This is a genomic window from Streptomyces sp. 1114.5, assembly GCF_003635085.1.
Classification (GTDB): Bacteria; Actinomycetota; Actinomycetes; order Streptomycetales; family Streptomycetaceae; genus Kitasatospora.
In genome coordinates this window covers 2,964,246-2,983,085 of record NZ_RBXE01000001.1, presented here as the reverse complement: position 1 = coordinate 2,983,085, position 18,840 = coordinate 2,964,246, and the positions used below count along the sequence as shown (strand labels likewise).

Here is an 18,840-nt window from a genome sequence, read left to right as displayed (position 1 = left end):
AGACCGGACGGACCGTACGGGTGGCGCGCCGCCCGCTACACGGCCGCGAAGCGGACGGTCCGGGTGGCCGGGTCGGCCGTCGTCAGCCGGACGTCGATCACCCGGCCGAGCGGCAGCCGGCCCGCCTCGCCGTCGGCCTTCGCCTCGCACCGGGCCCGGACGGCCGGGTCGCGCAGCTGCACGGTGCCGGCGGCGGGCCGCTTCTCGTCCACGTCGATGACCACCGCGGAGAAGTCCTCGCCCTCCCGGCCCGCCAGCAGCTCCGCCTCCACCAGGTCCACGCAGGCGCGCTCGACCTCCCCCGCGCGGCGGTCCCCGCGCGCCATCAGCGCCGGAACGGCCGGCAGCGCCTCCCGTGCCCAGTCCGGCACGTCCTCCCCCGCCGCCACCGCCGCGCACACCTCCTGCGCGAAGCGGTCGCCGAGCCGGCGCAGCGGGGCGGTGCAGTGCGCGTACGGGGCGGCCAGGGCCGCGTGGTCCGGCTCGGCGGGCGCGGGCAGGCCGCGGGACTCGTCGAAGGCGTGGTAGCCGGCCCCGCGCAGCAGGCCCGTGCAGGCGTTGAGGAAGGCGGCGTTCAGCGGGACGTCCGGGTCCAGGGAGCGGATCAGCTCCGGGTACGGGAGCGCCTGTGGCCACTCCACGTCCAGGGCGGCGGCGATCCGGCGCAGCCGCTCGTACGCGCCGGCGGGCGCGGCGGGCAGGGTGCGCAGCAGGCCGACCCCCGCGTCCAGCATCAGTTCGGCCGCGGCCATGCCGGTGAGCAGGGAGATCTGGGCGTTCCAGCCGTCGGCGGGGTTCGGCGCGCGGTAGCCGAGGACGTAGCCGTGCAGGGTCTCCTCGACCTCCTGCTCGGGCACCGGCAGGCTGATCCCGCCGCGGGCGCGCTCCTGCTCCTCGCGCAGCCGGCCGACGGTGGCGAGCAGGGCGAGCTGCTCGTCGGCGCCGCCCAGCTCGACCGCGCGCTGGACGGCGAGGTAGTCCAGGCGGCGGTGGGAGCGGACCAGGGCGCGGCGCAGGTCGGCGAGGACGACGGCGCCGTCGGCGTCCAGGTCCAGCTGCCAGAGCAGGGCGGGCCTGGGCTCGCCGGGGAGCAGGCTGGCGGCGTCCTCGGAGATCCGGGTGGGGTGCAGCGGGACGCGGTGGTCCGGGAAGTAGAGGGTCTCGACGCGGCGGCGGGCCTCGGTGTCGATCGCCCCGCCGGGGCGGACGAAGGCGGCGACGTCGGCGATCGCGTAGTACACCCGGTAGCCGCCGCCGGCGCGGTGGGTGAGGTGCATGGCCTGGTCGAGGTCGCGCGAGCCGGGCGGGTCGACGGTGAACAGCGGAAGGTCGGTGGCGTCGTGCTCAGGCAGCCGGGGACGCTCGGCCGCCTCCTCCGCCTCGGCGAGCACGGCCTCCGGCCACTCGGTGTGGATCTCCAGGCGGGTGCGGAGTTCGGTCAGCTCGGTGTTGATCCGGGCGGAGTCGGCGGCCTTGACGCGCAGTTTTCGGCGAGGCATGGAGGCAGCGTAGGGCGAATCGGGTGATTCCGGACGGAGGCCCCCGCCGGACGCGCCGTGGGCCCCGGCGCCCGGGCGGGGATCAGCGCCCGAGGAGCGACCTCAGATCCTTCGCAGCGAGTGCGACCGCGTCGTCGTACCCACCGGTGGCCAGCCGCAGCATGAACGCCACGGCGTCGTCCGGGTGCGGGGCGGCGTACGGCTCGCCGTTGTAGTCCAGGAACAGCAGCATCGCCTCGAAGGCGGTGCGCTTGTTGCGGTCGATCAGCGGGTGGTTGCGGGCCAGGCTCTGACCGAGGGCCGCCGACTTGGACCACAGGTCCGGGTAGGCGTCGCCGCCGAACAGGCTCGCCCGGGGGCGGGCGATGGCCGAGAGCCGGCCGCCGAGGTCGGTTCCCACCGGATCGGGCGCCGGGGTGGTGGGCCGCGGCGCCGGGTGTGAGGACTCGTACGGTGGGGGCACGTGGAGTCGGGTGAGGGGATGCGAGCGATGAGCAGTGTGGTGCGGGCGACCGGGGACGTGGTCGCGGGGGCGTTGGCGGCGATGGGAGCGCTGCACGCGGTGTGGGCGGTGACGCCGTGGCCGTTGCGGACGCCGGAGGAGTTCGCGGACACCGTGGTGGGGGCCGGGGAGGGGGTGCCGCCGGCGGCGGCGTGCGTCGCGGTGGCGGGGCTGTTGGGGACGGCCGCGTACCTGGTCGGGGCGGAGGCCGGGGTGCTGCCGGCGGTGGGGCCGGAGCGGGTGCGGCGGGCCGGGGTGCGGGCGGTGGCCGGGGTGCTGCTGGCGCGCGGGGTCGGCGGGCCGGTGCTGTTCGGGCAGTTGTCCGAGCGGTCGGACCGGTTCCGGCGGCTGAACGTCCGGTACTACTCGCCCCTGTGCGTGGCCCTGGGGGTGGGTGCGGCCGCAGTAGGGTGGCGGGGTTCGTCCGCCACAAATTGTTGAGGAGTCCGCTGTGCTGGTGCTGTTGCCGCCCTCGGAGGGCAAGGCCGGGTCCGGGGACGGCGGGCCGGTGGAGCTGGACGGGCTGTCGCTGCCCGGGCTGACGGCGGCCCGCGGGGCGGTGCTGGACGCGCTGGTCGGGCTCTGCCGGGGCGACGAGGACGCCGCCGCCGAGGTGCTGGGCCTCTCCCCCGGGCTGCGCGGGGAGATCGCCAAGAACGCCGGCCTGCGGACGGCGGGCGCCCGCCCGGCGGGCGAGGTGTACACCGGGGTGCTGTTCGACAACCTCGGGCTGGCCACCCTGGACCCTGCCGCGTACGACCGGGCCGAGCGCTCGCTGCTGGTCTTCTCCGGCCTCTGGGGCGCCGTGCGGATCTCCGACCGGATCCCGTCCTACCGCTGCTCGATGGGCGTGAAGCTGCCCGGCCTTGGGGCGCTGGGGGCGTACTGGCGCGGGGCGACGGCCTCCGTGCTGCCGGAGGTGGCGGACGGCCTGGTGCTGGACCTGCGCAGTTCCGCGTACGCGGCGGCGTGGAAGCCGGCCGGCGAGGTGGCCTCCCGTACGGCGACCGTCCGGGTGCTGCAGGAGCGCAACGGCAAGCGCACCGTCGTCAGCCACTTCAACAAGGCGACGAAGGGGCGGCTGGTGCGGGACCTGCTGGTCGCGGGGGCCGAGCCCAAGACGCCCGGCGAGCTGATGGACGCGCTGCTGGAGCTGGGCCACCGGGTGGAGCTGGCGGCGGAGGGCACCGCGCGCAAGCCGTGGCAGCTGGACGTGGTGGTCACCGAGGTGCACTGACCGGCTGCCCCGGCCGGGTCAGCGCAGGTGCGAGGTGTCGTTGAGCAGCCGCAGCGAGGCGTTGCCGTCCGCGTAGTACTGGACGGCGCAGATCGAGGCGGCGCTCAGCTCCATCCGGTACATCGAGTCCGGCGGGGCGCCGATCGCCAGCCGGACCAAGGTCTTGATCGGGCTGACGTGCGAGACCACCAGCACGGTCTTCCCCGCGTACCGGGCGATGATCTTGTCCCGGGCGACGCCCGCCCGGTGGGTGAGGGTGGTGAAGCTCTCGGCGCTGCCGGTCGGCTTGGCCTTGGCGGAGCCGAGCCAGGCCGACAGGTCGTCCGGGTAGCGCTCCCGCACCTCGGCGAAGGTCAGGCCCTCCCAGTCGCCGAAGTCGACCTCGCGCAGCCCGTCCTCGTAGCGGACCTCCAGGCCGAGCCTGGCGGCGACGGTCTCGGCGGTCTGCCGGGTGCGGCGCATCGGGGAGGCGACGACGGCCTGGATGCTGCCGCGCGCGGCAAGCGCCTCGGCGGCCCGCTCGGCCTGCCAGCGGCCCTTGTCGGAGAGCTCCGGGTCGCTGCCGCCGCTGCCGGAGAAACGCTTCTCCGGGGTGAGCGGGGTCTCGCCGTGGCGCAGCAGGACGAAGGTGGTCGGGGTGCCGAGGTCGGCCGGGGCGGCCCAGCCGGCCTTGGGGGCGGCGGTCTCCAGCGGCGGCTCGTCCGCGACGGCGTCAGCGGCGGAGGCGGCGGCGGTGGCAGCGGCGGGCTTCCGGGGCTCCCACTGGCGGCCGGCCTTGCCGGCGTCCATCGCCTCGTTGGCCAGCCGGTCCGCGTCCTTGTTCCGCTCGCGCGGGATCCAGGTGTACGTGACCCGGCCGCGCGGGAGGACGGTGCGGGCCTCGGCGGCGAGCGGCTGCATGTCGGGGTGCTTGATCTTCCAGCGCCCGGACATCTGCTCGACGACCAGCTTGGAGTCCATCCGGACGTCCACCGAGGCGTCCGGGTCGAGCTCCCGGGCCGCTTTGAGGCCGGCGATCAGGCCCTTGTACTCGGCCACGTTGTTGGTGGCGTGGCCGATGAACTCGGCGGCTTCGGCGACGATCTGCCCGGTGTCCCCGTCGCGGACCACCGCGCCGTAGCCGGCCGGCCCCGGGTTGCCCCGGGACCCGCCGTCCGCCTCGACGATGAAGCGCGCCGCCACCGGATCAGACGCCCGAGTCGGCGGTGCGGACCAGGATCCGCGAGCAGTTCTCGCAGCGGACGACCTTGTCGGCCGGCTCGGCCTTGATGGCGTTCAGCTCGGTGATCGAGAACTCGGTGCGGCAGCCCTCGCAGCGGCGCTGGTAGAGGCGGGCCGCGCCGACGCCGCCCTGGGTCTCGCGCAGCTTGGTGTAGACCTTCAGCAGGTCGGCCGGGATGACGGCGGCGATGGTCTCGCGGTCGCGCTTGACCTTGTCGGCCTCGGCGTCGATCTCGGCGAAGGCGGCGTCGCGGCGGCCCTCGGCCTCGGTGAGGACGACGGTGGAGTGCTCCAGGCGGGCGGACAGCTCCTCGACCCGGCTCTTGGCGCTCTCCTGGCGCTCCATGATCTCCAGCACGACCTCCTCCAGGTCGCCCTGGCGCTTGGCGAGCGAGCCGATCTCGTGCTGGAGGTTCTCCAGGTCCCTCGGCGAGGTGATCGCGCCGGAGTCCAGGCGCTGCTGGTTGCGGGCGGCGCGGGCGCGGACCTGCTCGACGTCCTGCTCGGCCTTGGTCAGCTCGCGGGCGGTGTCGCCCTTCTGGGCCTCGGCGGCGACGACGAGGTCCTTGAGCGCGGTGTGGTCGGCGGTGGCCTTGTCGATCTCGGCGTGCTCGGGCAGGCTCCGGCGCCGGTGGGCCAGCTGGTCGAGCTTCGAGTCGATGGCCTGGAGGTCGAGCAGGCGGATCTGGTCGGCGGGCGCGGCGTTCAAGCGGAGAGCTCCTGTGAATCGGGTCAGGCGGTGAAGGACATGGGGGCGTGCGCGGTCCACGGGTCGGTGACCCGGTGGGAGACCTTGGTCTCCACGGCCCAGCCGCGCTTGTCCGCGGCGGACTGCAGGGCCCGCTCGGCCAGGGTGAGCCAGGGCCACTCGGTGGCCCAGTGGGCGGCGTCGATCAGCGCGACGGGCGCCGCCTCGGCGGCCTCTGAGGCCGGGTGGTGGCGCAGGTCGGCGGTCACGTAGGCGTCCACGCCGGCCGCCCGGACCTCGGCGAAGAGGCTGTCGCCTGAGCCGCCGCACACCGCGACCCGGCTGACCAGCCGGGTCGGGTCGCCCGCGACGCGGACGCCGGCGGCGGTGGCGGGCAGGCCCTTCGCGACCTGCGCGGCGAACGCGGACAGGGTCAGCGGGGGCTCCAGCAGGCCGATCCGGCCGGCGCCGCGGCGGCCCAGCGGGTCGGTCGGGTCCGGCACCAGCGGACCGGTCACCCGCAGGCCGACGGCCTCGGCGAGCGCGTCCGAGACGCCGGGGTCGGCGTGGTCGGCGTTGGTGTGGGCGACGTGCAGGGCGATGCCGTTGGTGATCAGCGAGTGCACCACCCGCCCCTTGAAGGTGGTGGCGGCGACGCTGGTGGTGCCGCGCAGGTAGAGGGGGTGGTGGGTGACGACCAGGTCGGCGCCCCACTCCACGGCCTCGTCGACGACCGCCTGGACGGGGTCGACGGCGAAGAGCACGCGGTTGACCTCGGCCTGAGGGTCTCCGCAGACCAGGCCGACGGCGTCCCAGGACTCCGCCCACTGCGGGGGGTAGACCTCTTCGAGCGCGGTGATGACGTCGGACAGTTTCGGCACCTGTCGAGACTACCGTGCGCGCGGGGGCGGTCGGGCCTCGGCCGTTCGGGGCCCGGCGTTCCGGCGGCTCCGGCGGCTGCGGGCGCGGGTTCGGACGGGGGTGCCGTCGGCGTACGGATGCGCGTCAACCTGCGGCGCGGGGTCGGCGAGGAGCGCCCGCCCGGGCCCGCGCGGGCCGTGCGCCCCCGCACGCCCGGCGCGCTCTGCTCACACCGCAGCCCCCGTCCGGATGCGAAACCGCATCCTGATCACCCTTACGAGTGAAGTGACCGGCTCTGCGTTGAGGCGTCGGTTTTCTCGAAACTAACTTCAGCTCTGCGAACGGGAGTTGCCCCGTCAGTAGCCCCGATCCGGGAGCGCGAGCCCCGAGCCGGGAGCGCGAGCCCCGAGCCGGGGTCGCACAAGGACACCGATCAGGCCGGGCCGTACGCCCCGGGTGCCGGAGCAGTGCGGCACCCGCGGGTGGCGGCGGCCGAGACGAAGGGATGTGGCGGCGAATGAGGGCGGGCACATCACCGCGTACGGCCGGGGACAGGGGATCGGTGGGGCGCGGGCCGGGTGCGGCCGGTTCGTGGCCGGAGACGACGCGGGCGGCGCTGGCCGGTACCGGGGGCCGGGGAGGCGACGGTGGCTGGGAGGTCACCGTCGGTGGCTTCTGGTGCACGGCCAGGCCGTCCGCGTCCTCGTCCCGGCCTTCGGTGGAACTGCCGGAGCAGGGGTGGAAGCTGCACGTGAGCGCGGCCTCGGTGGTCGGCGAGCAGGTGCTCGCGGTGGTCGTCCGGGAGCTCGCCGAGGATCCGTGCAGCTTCAAGTTCGCCGCCGGGCCGGAACGGCTGCGGGAGCTCAACTCCCGGAACAGCGACCGTGGTTCGGCGGGCAAGTTCATCACCGTCTACCCGGCGGACGACGCGCAGTTCCAGCGGCTGGCGGCCGGGCTCGACCGGGCCACCGCCGGGCTGCCGGGGCCGGTGGTGCTCTCCGACCGGCCGTACCGGCCCGGGAGCCGGGTGCACTACCGGTACGGCGCGTTCGCGCTGCCGGCGGAGCTGGGCAACGACGGGGAGTACCGGTCGGTGCTGCGCGGGCCGGGCGGGGAGCGGGCGGAGGACGTCCGCGGCGGGTCGTACCGGGCGCCGGCGTGGGTGCGGGATCCGCTGCGCGCGGAGACCGCCGGGGGCGGTGGCCGCAAGGCCGGCGGCGGGCGCAAGGGCAGCAGCGGGGTGCTGCTGGCCGGGCGGTACGCGGTCACCGCCGCCGTGCGGCACGGCGCCAAGGGCGGGGTGTTCCTCGGGCGGGAGACGTCCAGCGGCGCCGAGGTCGTGGTCAAGCAGGCGCGCGCACACATCGAGGTCGACCGCGCGGGCACCGACGCCCGCGACGCGCTGCGGCACGAGGCCGCGCTGCTCGACCGCCTGGCCGGGCAGGACCTGGCGCCGCGCGCCGTCGACCTGATCGAGCAGGACGACTCCGTCTTCCTGGTGCAGGAACGAATCGCCGGACAGCCGCTGGGCAGCTGGGTCGCCGCCCGGCTGCGGCGCGACGGCAGCCCCGACGTCGACTGGGCCGAAGCCGGACCGCTCGCGCACGCCCTGCTCGACCTGGTCGAGCGAGTGCACGCCCAGGGGCTGGTACTGCGCGACCTCTCCCCCGGCAACGTCATGGTCCGCCCCGACGGCACCCTGCGGCTGGTCGACCTCGAACTCGCCGCCGAGACCGGCCGCGCCGCCGGATCGGCCGGCACCCCCGGCTACCGCGCGCCCGAACACGGGCCCGGTCGGCTCGCCGGCACGGGCAGCTGCGTCGCCGACCCGGCCGTCGACCTGTACGCCCTCGGCGGCCTGCTCTTCCTCCTGGCCACCGGGCACGACCCGCTCCTGCCGGACGACCTCCCGCAGGCCCGGCCGGTCGCCGAACGCCTCGGCCGCTGGCTCGCCCTCGCGGCGCGGACGGGGGCGACGGCGCGGCGGCTGGCGCCGGCGGTCCTCGGGCTGCGGGCCGAGGAGCCGGAGCAGCGGTGGGGGATCGGGCGGGTCCGGGAGGCGCTGGGCGCGGGCGAGCCGGACAGGGCCGGTGTGGCACCGGGGCGGGGTGCCGCCGTCGTCACACCGCTGTGGCACGCGCCCGCCCGGCGGGGCACGGACAGCGGCACCGCTCGCGCCGGCGACGAGGACGCCCCGCCGCTCGACCGGCTGCTGCACGACGGCCTGCGCCACCTCGCCGCCACCGCCACCCCGGAGCGGCGGGACCGGCTCTGGCCCGTGGTGCCCGCCGGGGAACGCACCGATCCGTGCAATGTGCAGCACGGCGCCGCCGGGGTGCTGGCCGTGCTGGCCCGGGCCGTTGCGGGCGGGCGGCTGCCGGACGGGATACGGGAGGAGGCCGTGCGGACGGCGCGGACGGCCGCAGACTGGATCGAGCGGCGCATCGCCGTCGAGCCGGTGGTGCTGCCCGGCCTGCACTTCGGACGGTCCGGCACCGCCTGGGCGCTCCTGGACGCCGCCCGGGCCTTGGACGACCCCGAGCTGGCCGTTCGGGCCGCCGCACTCGCCCGTCGGATCGCCGTCGAGTGGCCCAACCCCGACGTCTGCCACGGCGCGGCCGGCGCCGGATTCACCCAACTCCGTTTTGCCGCACATGACTTCACCGCCGTGGACTTCACCGCAGGGGACTTCACCGCAGATGACTTCACCACCGGAGGCTTCACCGCCGGGGGTTTCACCGGTGCCGCGGCCGGGAGCCAGGACTTCCTGGACCGCGCCGCCCACGCCGCCCGCGCCCTGCTCGCCGCCGCCCGCCACGAACCGTACGGAACGGTCTGGCCGGTGCCCCTGGACTTCGACTCCGCGCTCGCCGGGATCACCCACCTCGGCTTCGCCCACGGCGTGGCCGGTGTGGGCGCCTTCCTGCTGGCCGCCGCCGAGGCCACCGGCGACCAGGCCCTGCTGGCCGGCGCCGTCGCGGCCGGGCACACCCTCGCCGCGACCGTCCGCTGGGACGACGGTCGCGAGCGCGCCCGGTGGCCGCAGAGCGCGAACGACCCGGCCCACATCCGGCTCTCCCACTGGTGCAGCGGCTCCGCCGGCGCGGGCAGCTTCCTGCTGCGGCTCTGGCGGGCCACCGGCGACGCCGACACCCTCGACCTGGCCCGCGCCGCCGGACGTGCCGTGTCCGCCGCCCGCTGGCACGGCGGGGTGAGCGCCTGCCACGGACTGGCCGGCGACGGCGAGTACCTGCTGGACCTCGCCGAGGCCACCGGAGAGCCCGAATTCCGCTGCGCCGCCGAGCAGTCGGCCGCCCTCATCGCCACCCGGACGGCCCGGCGCGACGGCCTCCTGGTGCTCCCCGACGAGACCGGTACGGGCTGCGCCCCCGCCTACGGCACCGGCACGGCAGGCCCGTTGGCCTTCCTGCTACGGCTGCGTGACGGCGGCCCCCGGCTCTGGCTGGACCCGGTGCCGCCCACCGTACGCCGACTCCCCTCCGGCAGCGGCGGGGTGAGTGGAGCATGAACGTGGCCACCCGGACCATGACCCAGGCCCTGCGCCGACTGAGCTTCACCTTCGCCCCCGACGGCAGCCATGCCGCCTGCCTCGCCTCCTCCGCCGACAGCGGCTGGTACGCGGAGAGTTGGCGCCTGCCACCGGACGGCACCCCGGCCGTGCCGCTCGCGCTGCCGCTGTCCGGCAACCGTTCGGAGAGCCTGCGCTCGCAACTGGTCGCGCTGCCGGACGGTTCGGTGCTGGTCTGCCGGCACGACGGCGAACGGCACGACCTGGTCCGCCTCTCCTGCGGCGAACACGGCGAGGGCGGTTCGTACGGTGCCGCAGAGGAGCCCCTGGCCTCGCTCCGGATGGCCGGGCTGCGCCTGGTGCCGCTCCCGGTCCCGGCGGGCGCCGGCCCGCGGACGCCGGTGGCGCTCGCCCTCGGCACCGACACCCGCCCGGCGACCACCGCCTGGCTGGTGCGCACCGACGGCAGCGCCCCCGAACAGGTCGCCGAACTCCCGGGGTTGCACGGCGGCGGCGTCTGGCTGGACCACGCGGGCGCGCTGCTCGCACTGGACCGGGTCCACGCCGGCCTGGTGCGCAGCGTGGTGCTGGACCTGCGCACCGGTGCCGCCACCCCGCTGCTGGAGATCGGCGAGCGCAGCAACGACCGCCTGGTGCTGTTCGACCCGGACAGCCGGTTCGCGATGGTGCGCAGCGACGCGCCCGGCACCGACCGGCTCGGCTGGGGCGTCCTCGGCGGCGGCGAGCCGCTGCGGTTCCCGGAGTGCCTGCACGTCGCGGGCATGGTCCTGCGGCCGGTCGCGCTGCGGCGCGGGGCGGGGGCGGACGGTCCCCGGGTCGCGGTGCAGATCGACCACGGCGCCGGCTCGGCGCTCGCCCAGTGGCAGCCGTCCGCCGGACGGTTGGACCCGCTGCCGGTGCCGCCCGGGCGGCTCGGCGCGGTCGGCCACTGGGACGGGGCGGGGCTGCGGATGCCGTACTCCTCGCCCGACCACCCGGCGGCGCTGGCCACCCTGGACGTGGACGCCCTGCTGGCCCACGGCCCGCTGCCCGCCGGTACCGTCCCGATGCCGCTGCCGCTCCAACTCGCGCCGCTGGGCTCCGGGTTGCCCGGGCCCTGGCGGGACACCGTGCTGCCCTGGCAGCCCGGCGGGGTGCGCACCGTACGGACCCCGCCCGCCGGTTGGCGGCTGGACGGCAGCACCCCGCCCGGGGACGGCGGCCGCTGGTTCCCCGCACAGAGCCTCGAACTGGCGGGCCCGGCAGGCCCGTTGGAGGCCGTGGTGTACGGCGGGGACGCCTGGCTGAGCAGCCCGCACCTGGTGCTGGCGCTGCACGGCGGCCCGGCGGACGCCTGGCGGCTGGAGTTCGACCCGGCGCTGCAGCGGATGGCCGCCGAGGGCCTGGCCGTGGTCGCCCCCAACCAGCGCGGCTCGACGGGCTACGGGGTGCCGCACGCGATGGCCATCCGGGGCGCCTGGGGCGGGCCCGACCTCGACGACGTGCTGTACCTGCTGGACGGCATCGCGGGCCAGCGCGCGGCGCTCGGCCTGGAGCCGCCCGCACTGTTCGGGGTCAGCTACGGCGCGTTCCTGGCACTGCTGGCGGCCGCGCACGCGCCGGCCGGGCAGGTCGCCCGCTGCGCCGTCGTCGCACCGTTCCTGTCCGGCGCCCGCCTGCTGGCCGAAGCGGCGCCCCCCGTACGGGCGTTGACCACCCGGCTGGGCGCCGGCGAGCCGATCACCGACGCCCGCGGACCGCGCGACGTCCTGCAGCTGGCGCACCGGCTGACCGCGCCGCTGCTGATGGTGCACGGCAACCGGGACGAGGTCGTTCCGGTGAGCCAATCCCGCTCCCTGCGGCACGAGTTGCTGCGGATCGGGCGGGTCGAGGGCGCCGACTTCCGGTACGTCGAGGCGGCCGGCTCCGGGCACGAGGTGCTCGCCGAGGAGGGCGGCGCCGTGCTGCACGAACTGCTGGCCGCCTTCCTGCGGACCGGCCGGCCGGGCTGAGCCCGCCCGCACCCCAGACTCCCGGGCCCGTCGAGGCCCGGGCACACCCCCGGCGCGGTGGATGGAGGCCGCCCGGGGGGCAACACCCGATGCCCGCACGCAGATCGCTGCGGGCGGCACCTTCAAGGGGAGGAAACACTCATGGAGAACATGGTGGACTTCGAGACCGACCTCGCGGCGCTGCAGAACCTGCCGGAGACCGAGTCCGTCGAGCTGACCGGCCACGGCAACGGCTGCCAGTACACCTGTCTCATCCTGACCTGCCTGCTCTTCACCGTCAGCTGAGCCACCGGCTCGGCCGACCGCTGATCGGGCGGTAGCCACCGGGTGCCGTCCCTGCCTGTCCGGACAGGCGGGGGCGGCACCCGTCTTCCCTCCTTTTTCTCCGACTCTTCGACGGGAGCCCGCCGTTGCCCTGCCGCCCCACCGGCTGGACCCTCGCGCTCGGCATCGCCCTGCCGGTCGAGGCCGCCACCGCCCTCGCGCTGCCCGCCGTGCTCGCCGGGGCCGTCGACGCCGCCCTCAGCCGGCGGTCCGGGCCCGGCGCGCTCCTGCTGCTCGCCCTCCTCCTGGGCGCGGCGGCCGCCGCCCATGCCACCGCCGCCGCGGCCGGACCGGCCTGCTCCGCCGAGGCCACCGCCGCCCTGCGCGGACGCCTCGTCCGCCATCTGCTCGCTCTGGGGCCCGGCGGCCGGCTGCGCGGCGGACCCCTCCCGGCGACCTCGCCGCCCGGCTGCTGGGCTCGGCCGGCGACGCGGGCGGGCGGCTGCCCGCCGTCCTGGGCGCCGCCACCGCGCTGCTCACCTCGGTCGGCGCGATCGTCGGGCTCGGGGTGCTCTCGCCGTGGCTGGCGCTCGCCTTCTTCGCGGGCGTGGTGCCCGGTGTGGTGCTGATCCGGCTCTTCCTGCGGCAGGCCGGGCCGGTGTTCGCCTGCTACCAGGAGGTCCAGGCCGCACTCGCCGCCCGGCTGAGCGGCGCCCTCACCGGGCTGCGCAGCATCCACGCGGCGGATGCCGAACAGCGCGAGGCTGCAAGGGTGTTGGCGCCGCTGCCGGAGCTCTCGGCGGCCGGCCGCGCGCTCTGGGCGGCGCAGCGGCGCACCGCCTGGCAGGCGACCCTGCTGATCGCCCTGGTCGAGGTGGCGGTGCTCACCACCGCCGGCTTCCTGCTCGCGGGCGGCGCCCTCGCCCCCGGCGCGCTCGCGGCGGCGGCCGGCTGGGCGGCGCTGGGCGCGGGGCTGTTCGAGCAGCTCGAGGCGCTGGTCGGGGTGGCGCACGCGCGGACCGGGCAGGCCCGGGTGGACGAGCTGCTGGCGCTGGCGCCGGCGCCCTGCGGTACGCAGGCGCTGCCGGGGGCCGGCAGTGGGGAGGTCGAGCTGCGCGGCGTGGTGGTGCGCGACGGCGACCGGGTACTGCTCGGCCCGCTCGACCTCACCGTCCCCGGCGGCCGGACGCTCGCCCTGGTCGGGCGGTCCGGCTCCGGCAAGTCGCTGTTGGCCGCGCTGCCCGGGCGGCTGCGCGACGCCGACGAAGGGACCGTGCTGATCGACGGCGTCCCGGTGGGCGTGCTGGCGCCGTCCGAGCTGCGGCAGGCGGTCGGCTACGCCTTCGCCCGGCCCGAGCTGGTCGGCCGTACCGTCCGCGACGCCCTGGCGGGCGCGGGACCGGCCGAGGCGGCGGCCGCCCGCACCGACGGGCTGCTGCGCCGGCTGCCGCACGGCTGGGACACCCCGCTCGACGAACTCCGCCTCTCCGGCGGCGAGTTGCAGCGCCTCGGGCTCGCCCGGCTGCTGGCGCGGCGCACCCGGGTGGTCGTCCTGGACGACGCCACCTCGGGCCTGGACCTGGCCACCGAGTACCAGGTCAGCCAGGCCCTCGACCAGGCCACCCACGGCCGTACCCGCCTGGTGGTCGCCCACCGCGCCGCCGTCGCCGCGCGCGCCGACCTGGTCGCCTGGCTCGACGCCGGCCGGCTGCGTGCCCTGGCCCCGCATGCCGTGCTCCTCGCCGATCCCGACTACCGCGCCACCCTCGCGGACAGCGCCCTCCAGGCGGCGGCCCGCTGACGGCCCGCTGACAGACGGCCGACGGCCCGCACGGGAAGTCGGCCGGGCCGACTTCCTGCGCAGACTCCCGCGCCCGCCCCTCACAGAAAGCCCGCGGATCCGACCTCCCATGCACCCCACACCGCCCCTGCGCACCGACCACCCCGCCCGATCACTCCGCGCGGGACGTCGACCGGGCCGACGTCCCGCGCTCGGCTCCGCGCTCGGCTCCGCGCCCGGATGGCAGCTGCTGCAGCGACAGTTGACGGCCACCCGGGGCCCGCTGCTGCGGCTGCTCGCCTGGTCCGGGGTGGAGGCGCTGCCGCCGCTGGTGTCCGGGCTGTTCGTCTCGGCCGCCGTCGACCAGGGCTTCCTCCTCGGCCGACCCGGCGTCGGGGTGGCCTGGCTGGGCGGGTTCGGCGCGGCCATGACCGTCCGGGCGTACGCGACGCGCGCCGGGTTCCCGCACCTCGCCGGGGTGGTGGAGCCGCTGCGGGACGCCCTGGTCGAACGGGTGGTCCGCAGTGCGCTGCACCGCCCGTCGGCGGATCCGGCCGAGCTCGCCCGCCTCACCGAACAGGTCGAAGCCGTACGGCAGTTGACCGCGACGCTGCTGCGCACCCTGCGTGGGGTCGGGGTCACCCTGGTCGCCGCCCTGATCGGCCTGACGCTGCTCGCACCCGCCGTCCTGCCCCTGGTGCTGCTGCCGCTGTCGGCCGCCGGGCTGCTCTTCGCCCGGCTGCTGCGCCCGCTGGTGGCGCGGCGGCGGGCCGTCGTCCTGGCCGAGGAACGGCTCGCCGCCGAGGCCGGCCGGGCGCTGCACGGGCTGCGCGACGTCCAGGCCACCGGCACCGGGGACGAGGTGGCCCGGGCGCTGACCGCGGCTGCCCGGGAGAGCGCCGCCGCCTCCCGGGCACTCGGCCGGGCCTCCGCCCTGCGGGCCCTCGTCGTCGCCGTCGGCGGACGGCTGCCCGTGCTGGCCGTCCTCGCGGCGGCACCGTGGCTGCTCGCCCGGCACGCCCTGACCCCGGGCGAACTGCTCGGCGTCGCCACCTACCTCGTCCAACAACTCGACCCGGCCGTCCGGACCCTGGCCGGCACGGTCGGCGGCTGGCTGCTCGACCTCGCCGTCGTCCTCGACCGCCTGGCCACCACCACGGCCGCTCCCGCCGTCCTGGTTCCGGCCCGCGCCGGCAGCTCGGCCCCACCCGGGGACACGGCGGCCGAGGTGCGGCTGACGGGCGTCCGGTTCGGGCACGGCGGCGGGGCCGTACCCGTCCTGGCGGGCCTCGACGCGAGCCTCCGGCCCGGCGAGCACGTGGCGGTGGTGGGCCCGAGCGGGGCGGGGAAGTCGACGCTCGCCGCACTGCTGGCCGGGGTGCTGGAGCCGACGGCGGGGCGGGTGACGGTCGGCGGGGTACGGCCGGAGCCGGCCCGGCTGGTGGCGCTGGTGCCGCAGGAGGCGTACGTGTTCCCTGGCTCGGTACGGGACAACCTGCTCTGGCTCGCCCCGGACACCGACGACGCCCGGCTCGCCGCGGCGGTGGCGCTGCTGGGCGCGGAGGAGTTGGTGGCGCGGTTGGGCGGGCCGACCGCCGTCCTGGCGGCGGCCCTGGGCGATTCGGGTGAACTCTCGGCAGGTGAGCGCCAGTTGCTGGCGCTGGTACGGACGTACCTGTCCCCCGCCCCGGTCGTCGTGCTGGACGAGGCGACCTGCCACCTGGACCCGGCCGCCGAGGAGCGGGTCGAGCGGGCCTTCGCCGCCCGGCCGGGGACGCTGGTGGTCGTGGCACACCGCATCAGTTCCGCGCTGCGGGCGGACCGGGTGCTGCTGCTGGACGGCGGGCACGGGCTGCTGGCCCGGCACGGCGATCTGCAGGTGCTGTCCCCGCTCTACCGCGAGCTGGTCGGCCACTGGCTCGGTTCCGCGCCCCGGACCGGCGCCGGGCTCGCGTCGTGATCTCGATAGGATCTCGTCCGCCGCGGCCGTTATGGTGGCCGGGGCACGGGCCGCGATCACCGGCCAGGCCCGAAGACGGACCCTCGAAGCGCGTACCGAGCGCTCGATCGGGGACCCGGCCGTGTGCCTCCGGCGCCGGGCGGGCGCCGATGACCAGCACCCTCCGCACGGAAGACGATTTCTCATGTCCGACACCCTCACCGACATCACCGGACCCGCGGTCAACGGGACCGACGCCGACGAGAAGACGGCCGATGACAGCGCGCACGGCCGTCACCGCGGCCGGTCCGCCGCCGACGACAGCTCGAAGTCCGACGCGCACGGCCGCCACCGCGCGGCCGGGTCGCAGGGCTGACCCGCACCCGCGAACCCCCGGCACGCGAGGCCACCCGCGGCTCGCGACCGGCAGCAGCAGCACGCAGAGGGCCCGCCGAGGGGAGCAGCGCTCCCCGGCGGGCCCTCGCTCGTCGGCGCATTCGTCGGCGCATTCGTCGGCGCATTCGTCGGCGCACTCGTCAGCACACTCGGCAGCACACTCGACGGCGCATCAGGAGCAACCCGAGAGCCCTCGGCCCGCCGTCAGTCCATCGTCACCACGGTCCGCAGCGCCTCGCCGCTGCGCATCTGCGCGATCGCCTCGTTGACGTCCGCCAGCCCCACCCGGTGGGTGACCATGCCGTCGAGGTCGATCCGCCCGGCCCGCCAGAGGTCCACCACCAGGGCAATGGTGCGCCCCACCGTCGCCCCGCCGTAGAGCGAGGGCAGCAGGCGCTTCTCGTTGAAGAACAGCTCGCCCATGGTGAACTGCGCGAGGTCGTCCTGGGCGCCCGCGCCGATGACGACCACCGCGCCGCCGCGCCGGGCCGCATCGTAGCCGGCCCGGACGGTGGCCGCGCGGCCGACCGCCTCGAAGACGTAGTCGAAGCCGCCGCCGGGCACCTTCTTGGCGACGGCCTTCAGCTCCTCGGGGGCGATGGCCTCGGTGGCGCCGAAGGTGAGGGCGCGCTCGCGGCGCGAGGCGACCGGGTCGACGACGGTGATCCGGCCGGCGCCGCAGACCCGGGCGCCCTGGACGGTGGCCACGCCGACGCCGCCCGCGCCGATCACCGCGACGGAGGCCCCCGGCTCGACCCTGGCGGTGTTCACCGCGGCGCCCACCCCGGTGGTCACCCCGCAGCCGATCAGCGCGGCGGCCTCGTACGGCAGGTCGGCGGGCACCTTGATGACGGCGTCGGCGGAGACCACGACCTCCTCGGCGAAGGCGCCGGTGCCGTAGAAGCCGGAGGCGGTCAGACCGCCCTCCTCGATCCGGAAGCCCGGGGCACCGAGCCGGCGCAGGCTGGCGATGCACAGGTGCCCGCGGTCCCGCCGGCAGTGGTCGCAGAGGCCGCACGGGGCCATCCAGCAGAGCACCACGCGGTCGCCGACGGCGAGGCCGGTCACGTCCTCGCCGACCTCCAGCACGTCCCCGGCGCCCTCGTGCCCGGGCACGAACGGCGCCGGCTGCGGGAGGACGCCGCTCATCGCGGAGAGGTCGGAGTGGCACAGGCTGGCGGCCCGCATCCGGACCCGGACGGTGCCCTTCCCGAAGCCGACCGCGGTCACGTCCTCCCGGACGTCGAGGGTGTCCTGTCCGGTCTTGTGCAGGACGGCTGCGCGCATCTGGCTGCTCCCTGGGTGCATCGGGTGACGCGGTGGATGGATCCTCGGACGGCCGATTCTGGCATTCCCGGCACGGCCGGAGTAGAACGCGTTCCACAAGAACCGCGCGGCAGAACTGTGGACATTCCCCGGGCCCCGACCGGGCGGTCCCCGCCGATGCCCCCGCCGCTACCGTCGAGTAGGGTCCGAGCCACGTCCGTCCACGTCCCACCCCGAGGAGCACCGCATGTCCGACCTGCTGCAGAGCGCCCACCCGGCGCCCGAGGTGCTGGCGGCGTTCGAGGCGGCCACCGGGTTCATGCCGGTGGACGAGGGGCTGGCGCTGTACGCGGCGGCGGTCGCGGCGGCCCGCGACACCGGCCTGCCGGTGCTGGAGATCGGCACCTACTGCGGCCGCTCGGCGATCCTGCTGGCCGCGGCGGCCCGGGAGGCCGGCACGGTCGCGCTGACCGTGGACCACCACCGCGGCTCGGAGGAGCAGCAGCCCGGCTGGGAGTACCACGACCCGACCCTGGTCGACCCGGAGGTCGGCCTGATGGACACCCTGCCGCGCTTCCGCCGCGCGCTGCACGCCGCCGGGCTGGAGGAGCACGTGGTGGCGCTGGTCGGCCGCTCGCCGCGGATCGCCGCGCTGTGGGGGCGCCCGCTGGGGCTGGTGTTCATCGACGGCGGGCACACCGACGAGCACGCGACCGGCGACTACGAGGGCTGGGTCCCGCACCTGGCGCCGGAGGGCCTGCTGGTGGTGCACGACGTCTTCCCGGACCCGGCGGACGGCGGCCAGGCCCCGTACCGGGTGTACCTGCGGGCGCTGGCCGAGGGCTTCGAGGAGGTCTCGGTGACCGGCTCGCTGCGCGTCCTGCGCCGCCCCGCCCGCTGACACCCGGCGTCCGGACCTGACCTCGGACGAATCCGCCGAGCCACCCCACGGGCCCCGCACCGATGTCCCGACGTCGTGCCAGGGCGGGGGGTCGAACGGTACGGTGGCCGCGCAGCACCAGGCAGAGCATCGGCGGACGGTGGGGGCCAGCAGCGACATGACCGACCAGCAGAACACCGCTCCGGCGGTCTGGGATCCCACGGCGCGCGGCGGCGCCGGCGGCTGGGTGCGCGGCCCGCAGCACCCGGCCGGCGCCGGTCCCGCCCCGGAGGCGGCCGCGGCGCCGCAGCCACCCGTCACCCCGCAGGCCCCCGCCGATCCCCGCCCCGGCCCGGTCGCCCCGCCGCCCGGGCCCGGCGCCGTCGGCGACCAGGGCCCGCCGCTGGGCGCCCGCCCGTACCTGGCCACCGCGCCCGGCTACGACCCGCCGACCGCCCCGTTCCCCCGCGCCGCCGCCCCGCAGCCCCCGACCGGCCCTCCCGCGGCCTCGCCGTTCCCCGCCCACGCGACCGCGCAGCAGGCCCCCTCGTACCAACCCGCCCAGCCCCCGGCCCCCCGTACCGAGCCCCGGAGCAGCAGGACCACGGCTACCCCCTCCAGCCCCCCGCCGCCCCGCCGCAGCCCCCGTACGGCGCCCAGCCCGGCTACCCGACCGGCTACCCCGCCGACTACCCGTCCGCCTACCAGGACGACGAGGACGACGACCGCCCGGCCAACCGCCGGACGCCGCTGCTGATCGGCTTCG

General features: G+C 76.7%; 17 protein-coding genes. 11 read left to right on the top strand and 6 right to left on the bottom strand.

The window, feature by feature from the left end; genetic code table 11:
- Positions 1-35: 35 nt before the first annotated feature.
- Together BX285_RS13180 and BX285_RS13175 are read right to left on the bottom strand one after the other, a co-directional pair.
- The gene (locus tag BX285_RS13180) at positions 36-1,499 is read right to left on the bottom strand and encodes an RNB domain-containing ribonuclease (RefSeq protein WP_097238141.1); all 1,464 of its coding nucleotides are present in this window, start codon (positions 1,497-1,499) and stop codon (positions 36-38) included.
- A gap of 82 nt (positions 1,500-1,581) precedes the next feature.
- Positions 1,582-1,962, bottom strand: coding sequence for a Fic family protein (locus BX285_RS13175; protein ID WP_310794203.1), 381 nt, complete (start codon positions 1,960-1,962; stop codon positions 1,582-1,584).
- A 27-nt stretch (positions 1,963-1,989) separates the two neighbouring features.
- On the opposite strand from BX285_RS13175, the gene BX285_RS13170 reads away from it, so the two are divergent.
- Together BX285_RS13170 and yaaA are read left to right on the top strand one after the other, a co-directional pair.
- Positions 1,990-2,442, top strand: coding sequence for a DUF3995 domain-containing protein (locus BX285_RS13170; RefSeq protein WP_183107068.1), 453 nt, complete (start codon positions 1,990-1,992; stop codon positions 2,440-2,442).
- 10 nt (positions 2,443-2,452) lie between these two features.
- Positions 2,453-3,238: a peroxide stress protein YaaA gene (gene yaaA, locus BX285_RS13165; RefSeq protein ID WP_121175233.1), complete on the top strand. Its 786-nt coding sequence runs from the start codon at positions 2,453-2,455 to the stop codon at positions 3,236-3,238.
- Between the two features lie 18 nt (positions 3,239-3,256).
- On the opposite strand, the gene BX285_RS13160 is transcribed toward yaaA, so the two are convergent.
- From BX285_RS13160 to BX285_RS13150, 3 genes are read right to left on the bottom strand one after another with little or no spacing between them, the layout of a single operon-like run.
- Positions 3,257-4,420, bottom strand: coding sequence for a bifunctional RNase H/acid phosphatase (locus tag BX285_RS13160; RefSeq protein WP_121175232.1), 1,164 nt, complete (start codon positions 4,418-4,420; stop codon positions 3,257-3,259).
- A gap of 4 nt (positions 4,421-4,424) precedes the next feature.
- Positions 4,425-5,168 carry a zinc ribbon domain-containing protein gene (locus tag BX285_RS13155; RefSeq protein WP_179852893.1) on the bottom strand — a complete coding sequence of 248 codons (744 nt, stop codon included), beginning with the start codon at positions 5,166-5,168 and terminating at the stop codon, positions 4,425-4,427.
- Positions 5,169-5,191: 23 nt separating this feature from the next.
- Positions 5,192-6,028, bottom strand: a complete 837-nt coding sequence (locus BX285_RS13150) for a Nif3-like dinuclear metal center hexameric protein (RefSeq protein WP_097238136.1) — start codon at positions 6,026-6,028, stop codon at positions 5,192-5,194.
- Between the two features lie 485 nt (positions 6,029-6,513).
- Between BX285_RS13150 and lanL the strand changes: the two genes are divergently transcribed.
- The 7 genes from lanL (at position 6,514) to BX285_RS37285 (ending at position 15,908) form a co-directional block, all read left to right on the top strand.
- Entirely contained in the window at positions 6,514-9,537 is a 3,024-nt protein-coding gene (gene lanL, locus BX285_RS13145) for a class IV lanthionine synthetase LanL (protein WP_121175231.1), read from the top strand.
- Positions 9,534-11,549: an alpha/beta fold hydrolase gene (locus tag BX285_RS13140; protein ID WP_097238134.1), complete on the top strand. Its 2,016-nt coding sequence runs from the start codon at positions 9,534-9,536 to the stop codon at positions 11,547-11,549. The genes lanL and BX285_RS13140 overlap by 4 nt, the downstream gene beginning before the upstream one ends.
- A 141-nt stretch (positions 11,550-11,690) precedes the next feature.
- Positions 11,691-11,834 carry a VenA family class IV lanthipeptide gene (locus BX285_RS37295; protein WP_179852891.1) on the top strand — a complete coding sequence of 48 codons (144 nt, stop codon included), beginning with the start codon at positions 11,691-11,693 and terminating at the stop codon, positions 11,832-11,834.
- A 125-nt stretch (positions 11,835-11,959) separates the two neighbouring features.
- On the top strand, positions 11,960-12,442 hold the full coding sequence (locus tag BX285_RS37290; protein WP_183107066.1) for a hypothetical protein: 483 nt from the start codon (positions 11,960-11,962) through the stop codon (positions 12,440-12,442).
- A complete protein-coding gene (locus BX285_RS13135) occupies positions 12,382-13,614 on the top strand; it encodes an ABC transporter ATP-binding protein (RefSeq protein ID WP_183107065.1) in 1,233 nt (410 codons plus the stop codon). The genes BX285_RS37290 and BX285_RS13135 overlap by 61 nt, the downstream gene beginning before the upstream one ends.
- A gap of 109 nt (positions 13,615-13,723) precedes the next feature.
- Positions 13,724-15,553, top strand: a complete 1,830-nt coding sequence (locus BX285_RS13130; protein WP_121175229.1) for an ABC transporter ATP-binding protein — start codon at positions 13,724-13,726, stop codon at positions 15,551-15,553.
- 184 nt (positions 15,554-15,737) lie between these two features.
- Entirely contained in the window at positions 15,738-15,908 is a 171-nt protein-coding gene (locus BX285_RS37285; protein ID WP_179852626.1) for a hypothetical protein, read from the top strand.
- A 224-nt stretch (positions 15,909-16,132) separates the two neighbouring features.
- Here BX285_RS37285 and BX285_RS13125 read toward each other — a convergent pair whose 3' ends face one another.
- Positions 16,133-17,215, bottom strand: coding sequence for an alcohol dehydrogenase catalytic domain-containing protein (locus BX285_RS13125; RefSeq protein ID WP_121175228.1), 1,083 nt, complete (start codon positions 17,213-17,215; stop codon positions 16,133-16,135).
- A 226-nt stretch (positions 17,216-17,441) separates the two neighbouring features.
- Here BX285_RS13125 and BX285_RS13120 point away from each other — a divergent pair, with 226 nt between their 5' ends.
- Positions 17,442-18,095 carry a class I SAM-dependent methyltransferase gene (locus BX285_RS13120; protein WP_097238131.1) on the top strand — a complete coding sequence of 218 codons (654 nt, stop codon included), beginning with the start codon at positions 17,442-17,444 and terminating at the stop codon, positions 18,093-18,095.
- 157 nt (positions 18,096-18,252) lie between these two features.
- Entirely contained in the window at positions 18,253-18,831 is a 579-nt protein-coding gene (locus BX285_RS36825) for a hypothetical protein (protein WP_147465155.1), read from the top strand.
- Positions 18,832-18,840: the final 9 nt, after the last annotated feature.

Bases quoted from the DNA above. Each gene is read 5' to 3' on its own strand.
- BX285_RS13180 (WP_097238141.1), bottom strand. From the start codon at position 1,499: ATGCCTCGCCGAAAACTGCGCGTCAAGGCCGCCGACTCCGCCCGGATC.
- BX285_RS13170 (WP_183107068.1), top strand. From the start codon at position 1,990: ATGAGCAGTGTGGTGCGGGCGACCGGGGACGTGGTCGCGGGGGCGTTG.
- lanL (WP_121175231.1), top strand. From the start codon at position 6,514: ATGTGGCGGCGAATGAGGGCGGGCACATCACCGCGTACGGCCGGGGAC.
- BX285_RS13140 (WP_097238134.1), top strand. From the start codon at position 9,534: ATGAACGTGGCCACCCGGACCATGACCCAGGCCCTGCGCCGACTGAGC.
- BX285_RS37295 (WP_179852891.1), top strand. From the start codon at position 11,691: ATGGAGAACATGGTGGACTTCGAGACCGACCTCGCGGCGCTGCAGAAC.
- BX285_RS13130 (WP_121175229.1), top strand. From the start codon at position 13,724: ATGCACCCCACACCGCCCCTGCGCACCGACCACCCCGCCCGATCACTC.
- BX285_RS37285 (WP_179852626.1), top strand. From the start codon at position 15,738: ATGTCCGACACCCTCACCGACATCACCGGACCCGCGGTCAACGGGACC.
- BX285_RS13125 (WP_121175228.1), bottom strand. From the start codon at position 17,215: ATGCGCGCAGCCGTCCTGCACAAGACCGGACAGGACACCCTCGACGTC.
- BX285_RS13120 (WP_097238131.1), top strand. From the start codon at position 17,442: ATGTCCGACCTGCTGCAGAGCGCCCACCCGGCGCCCGAGGTGCTGGCG.
- BX285_RS36825 (WP_147465155.1), top strand. From the start codon at position 18,253: ATGACCGACCAGCAGAACACCGCTCCGGCGGTCTGGGATCCCACGGCG.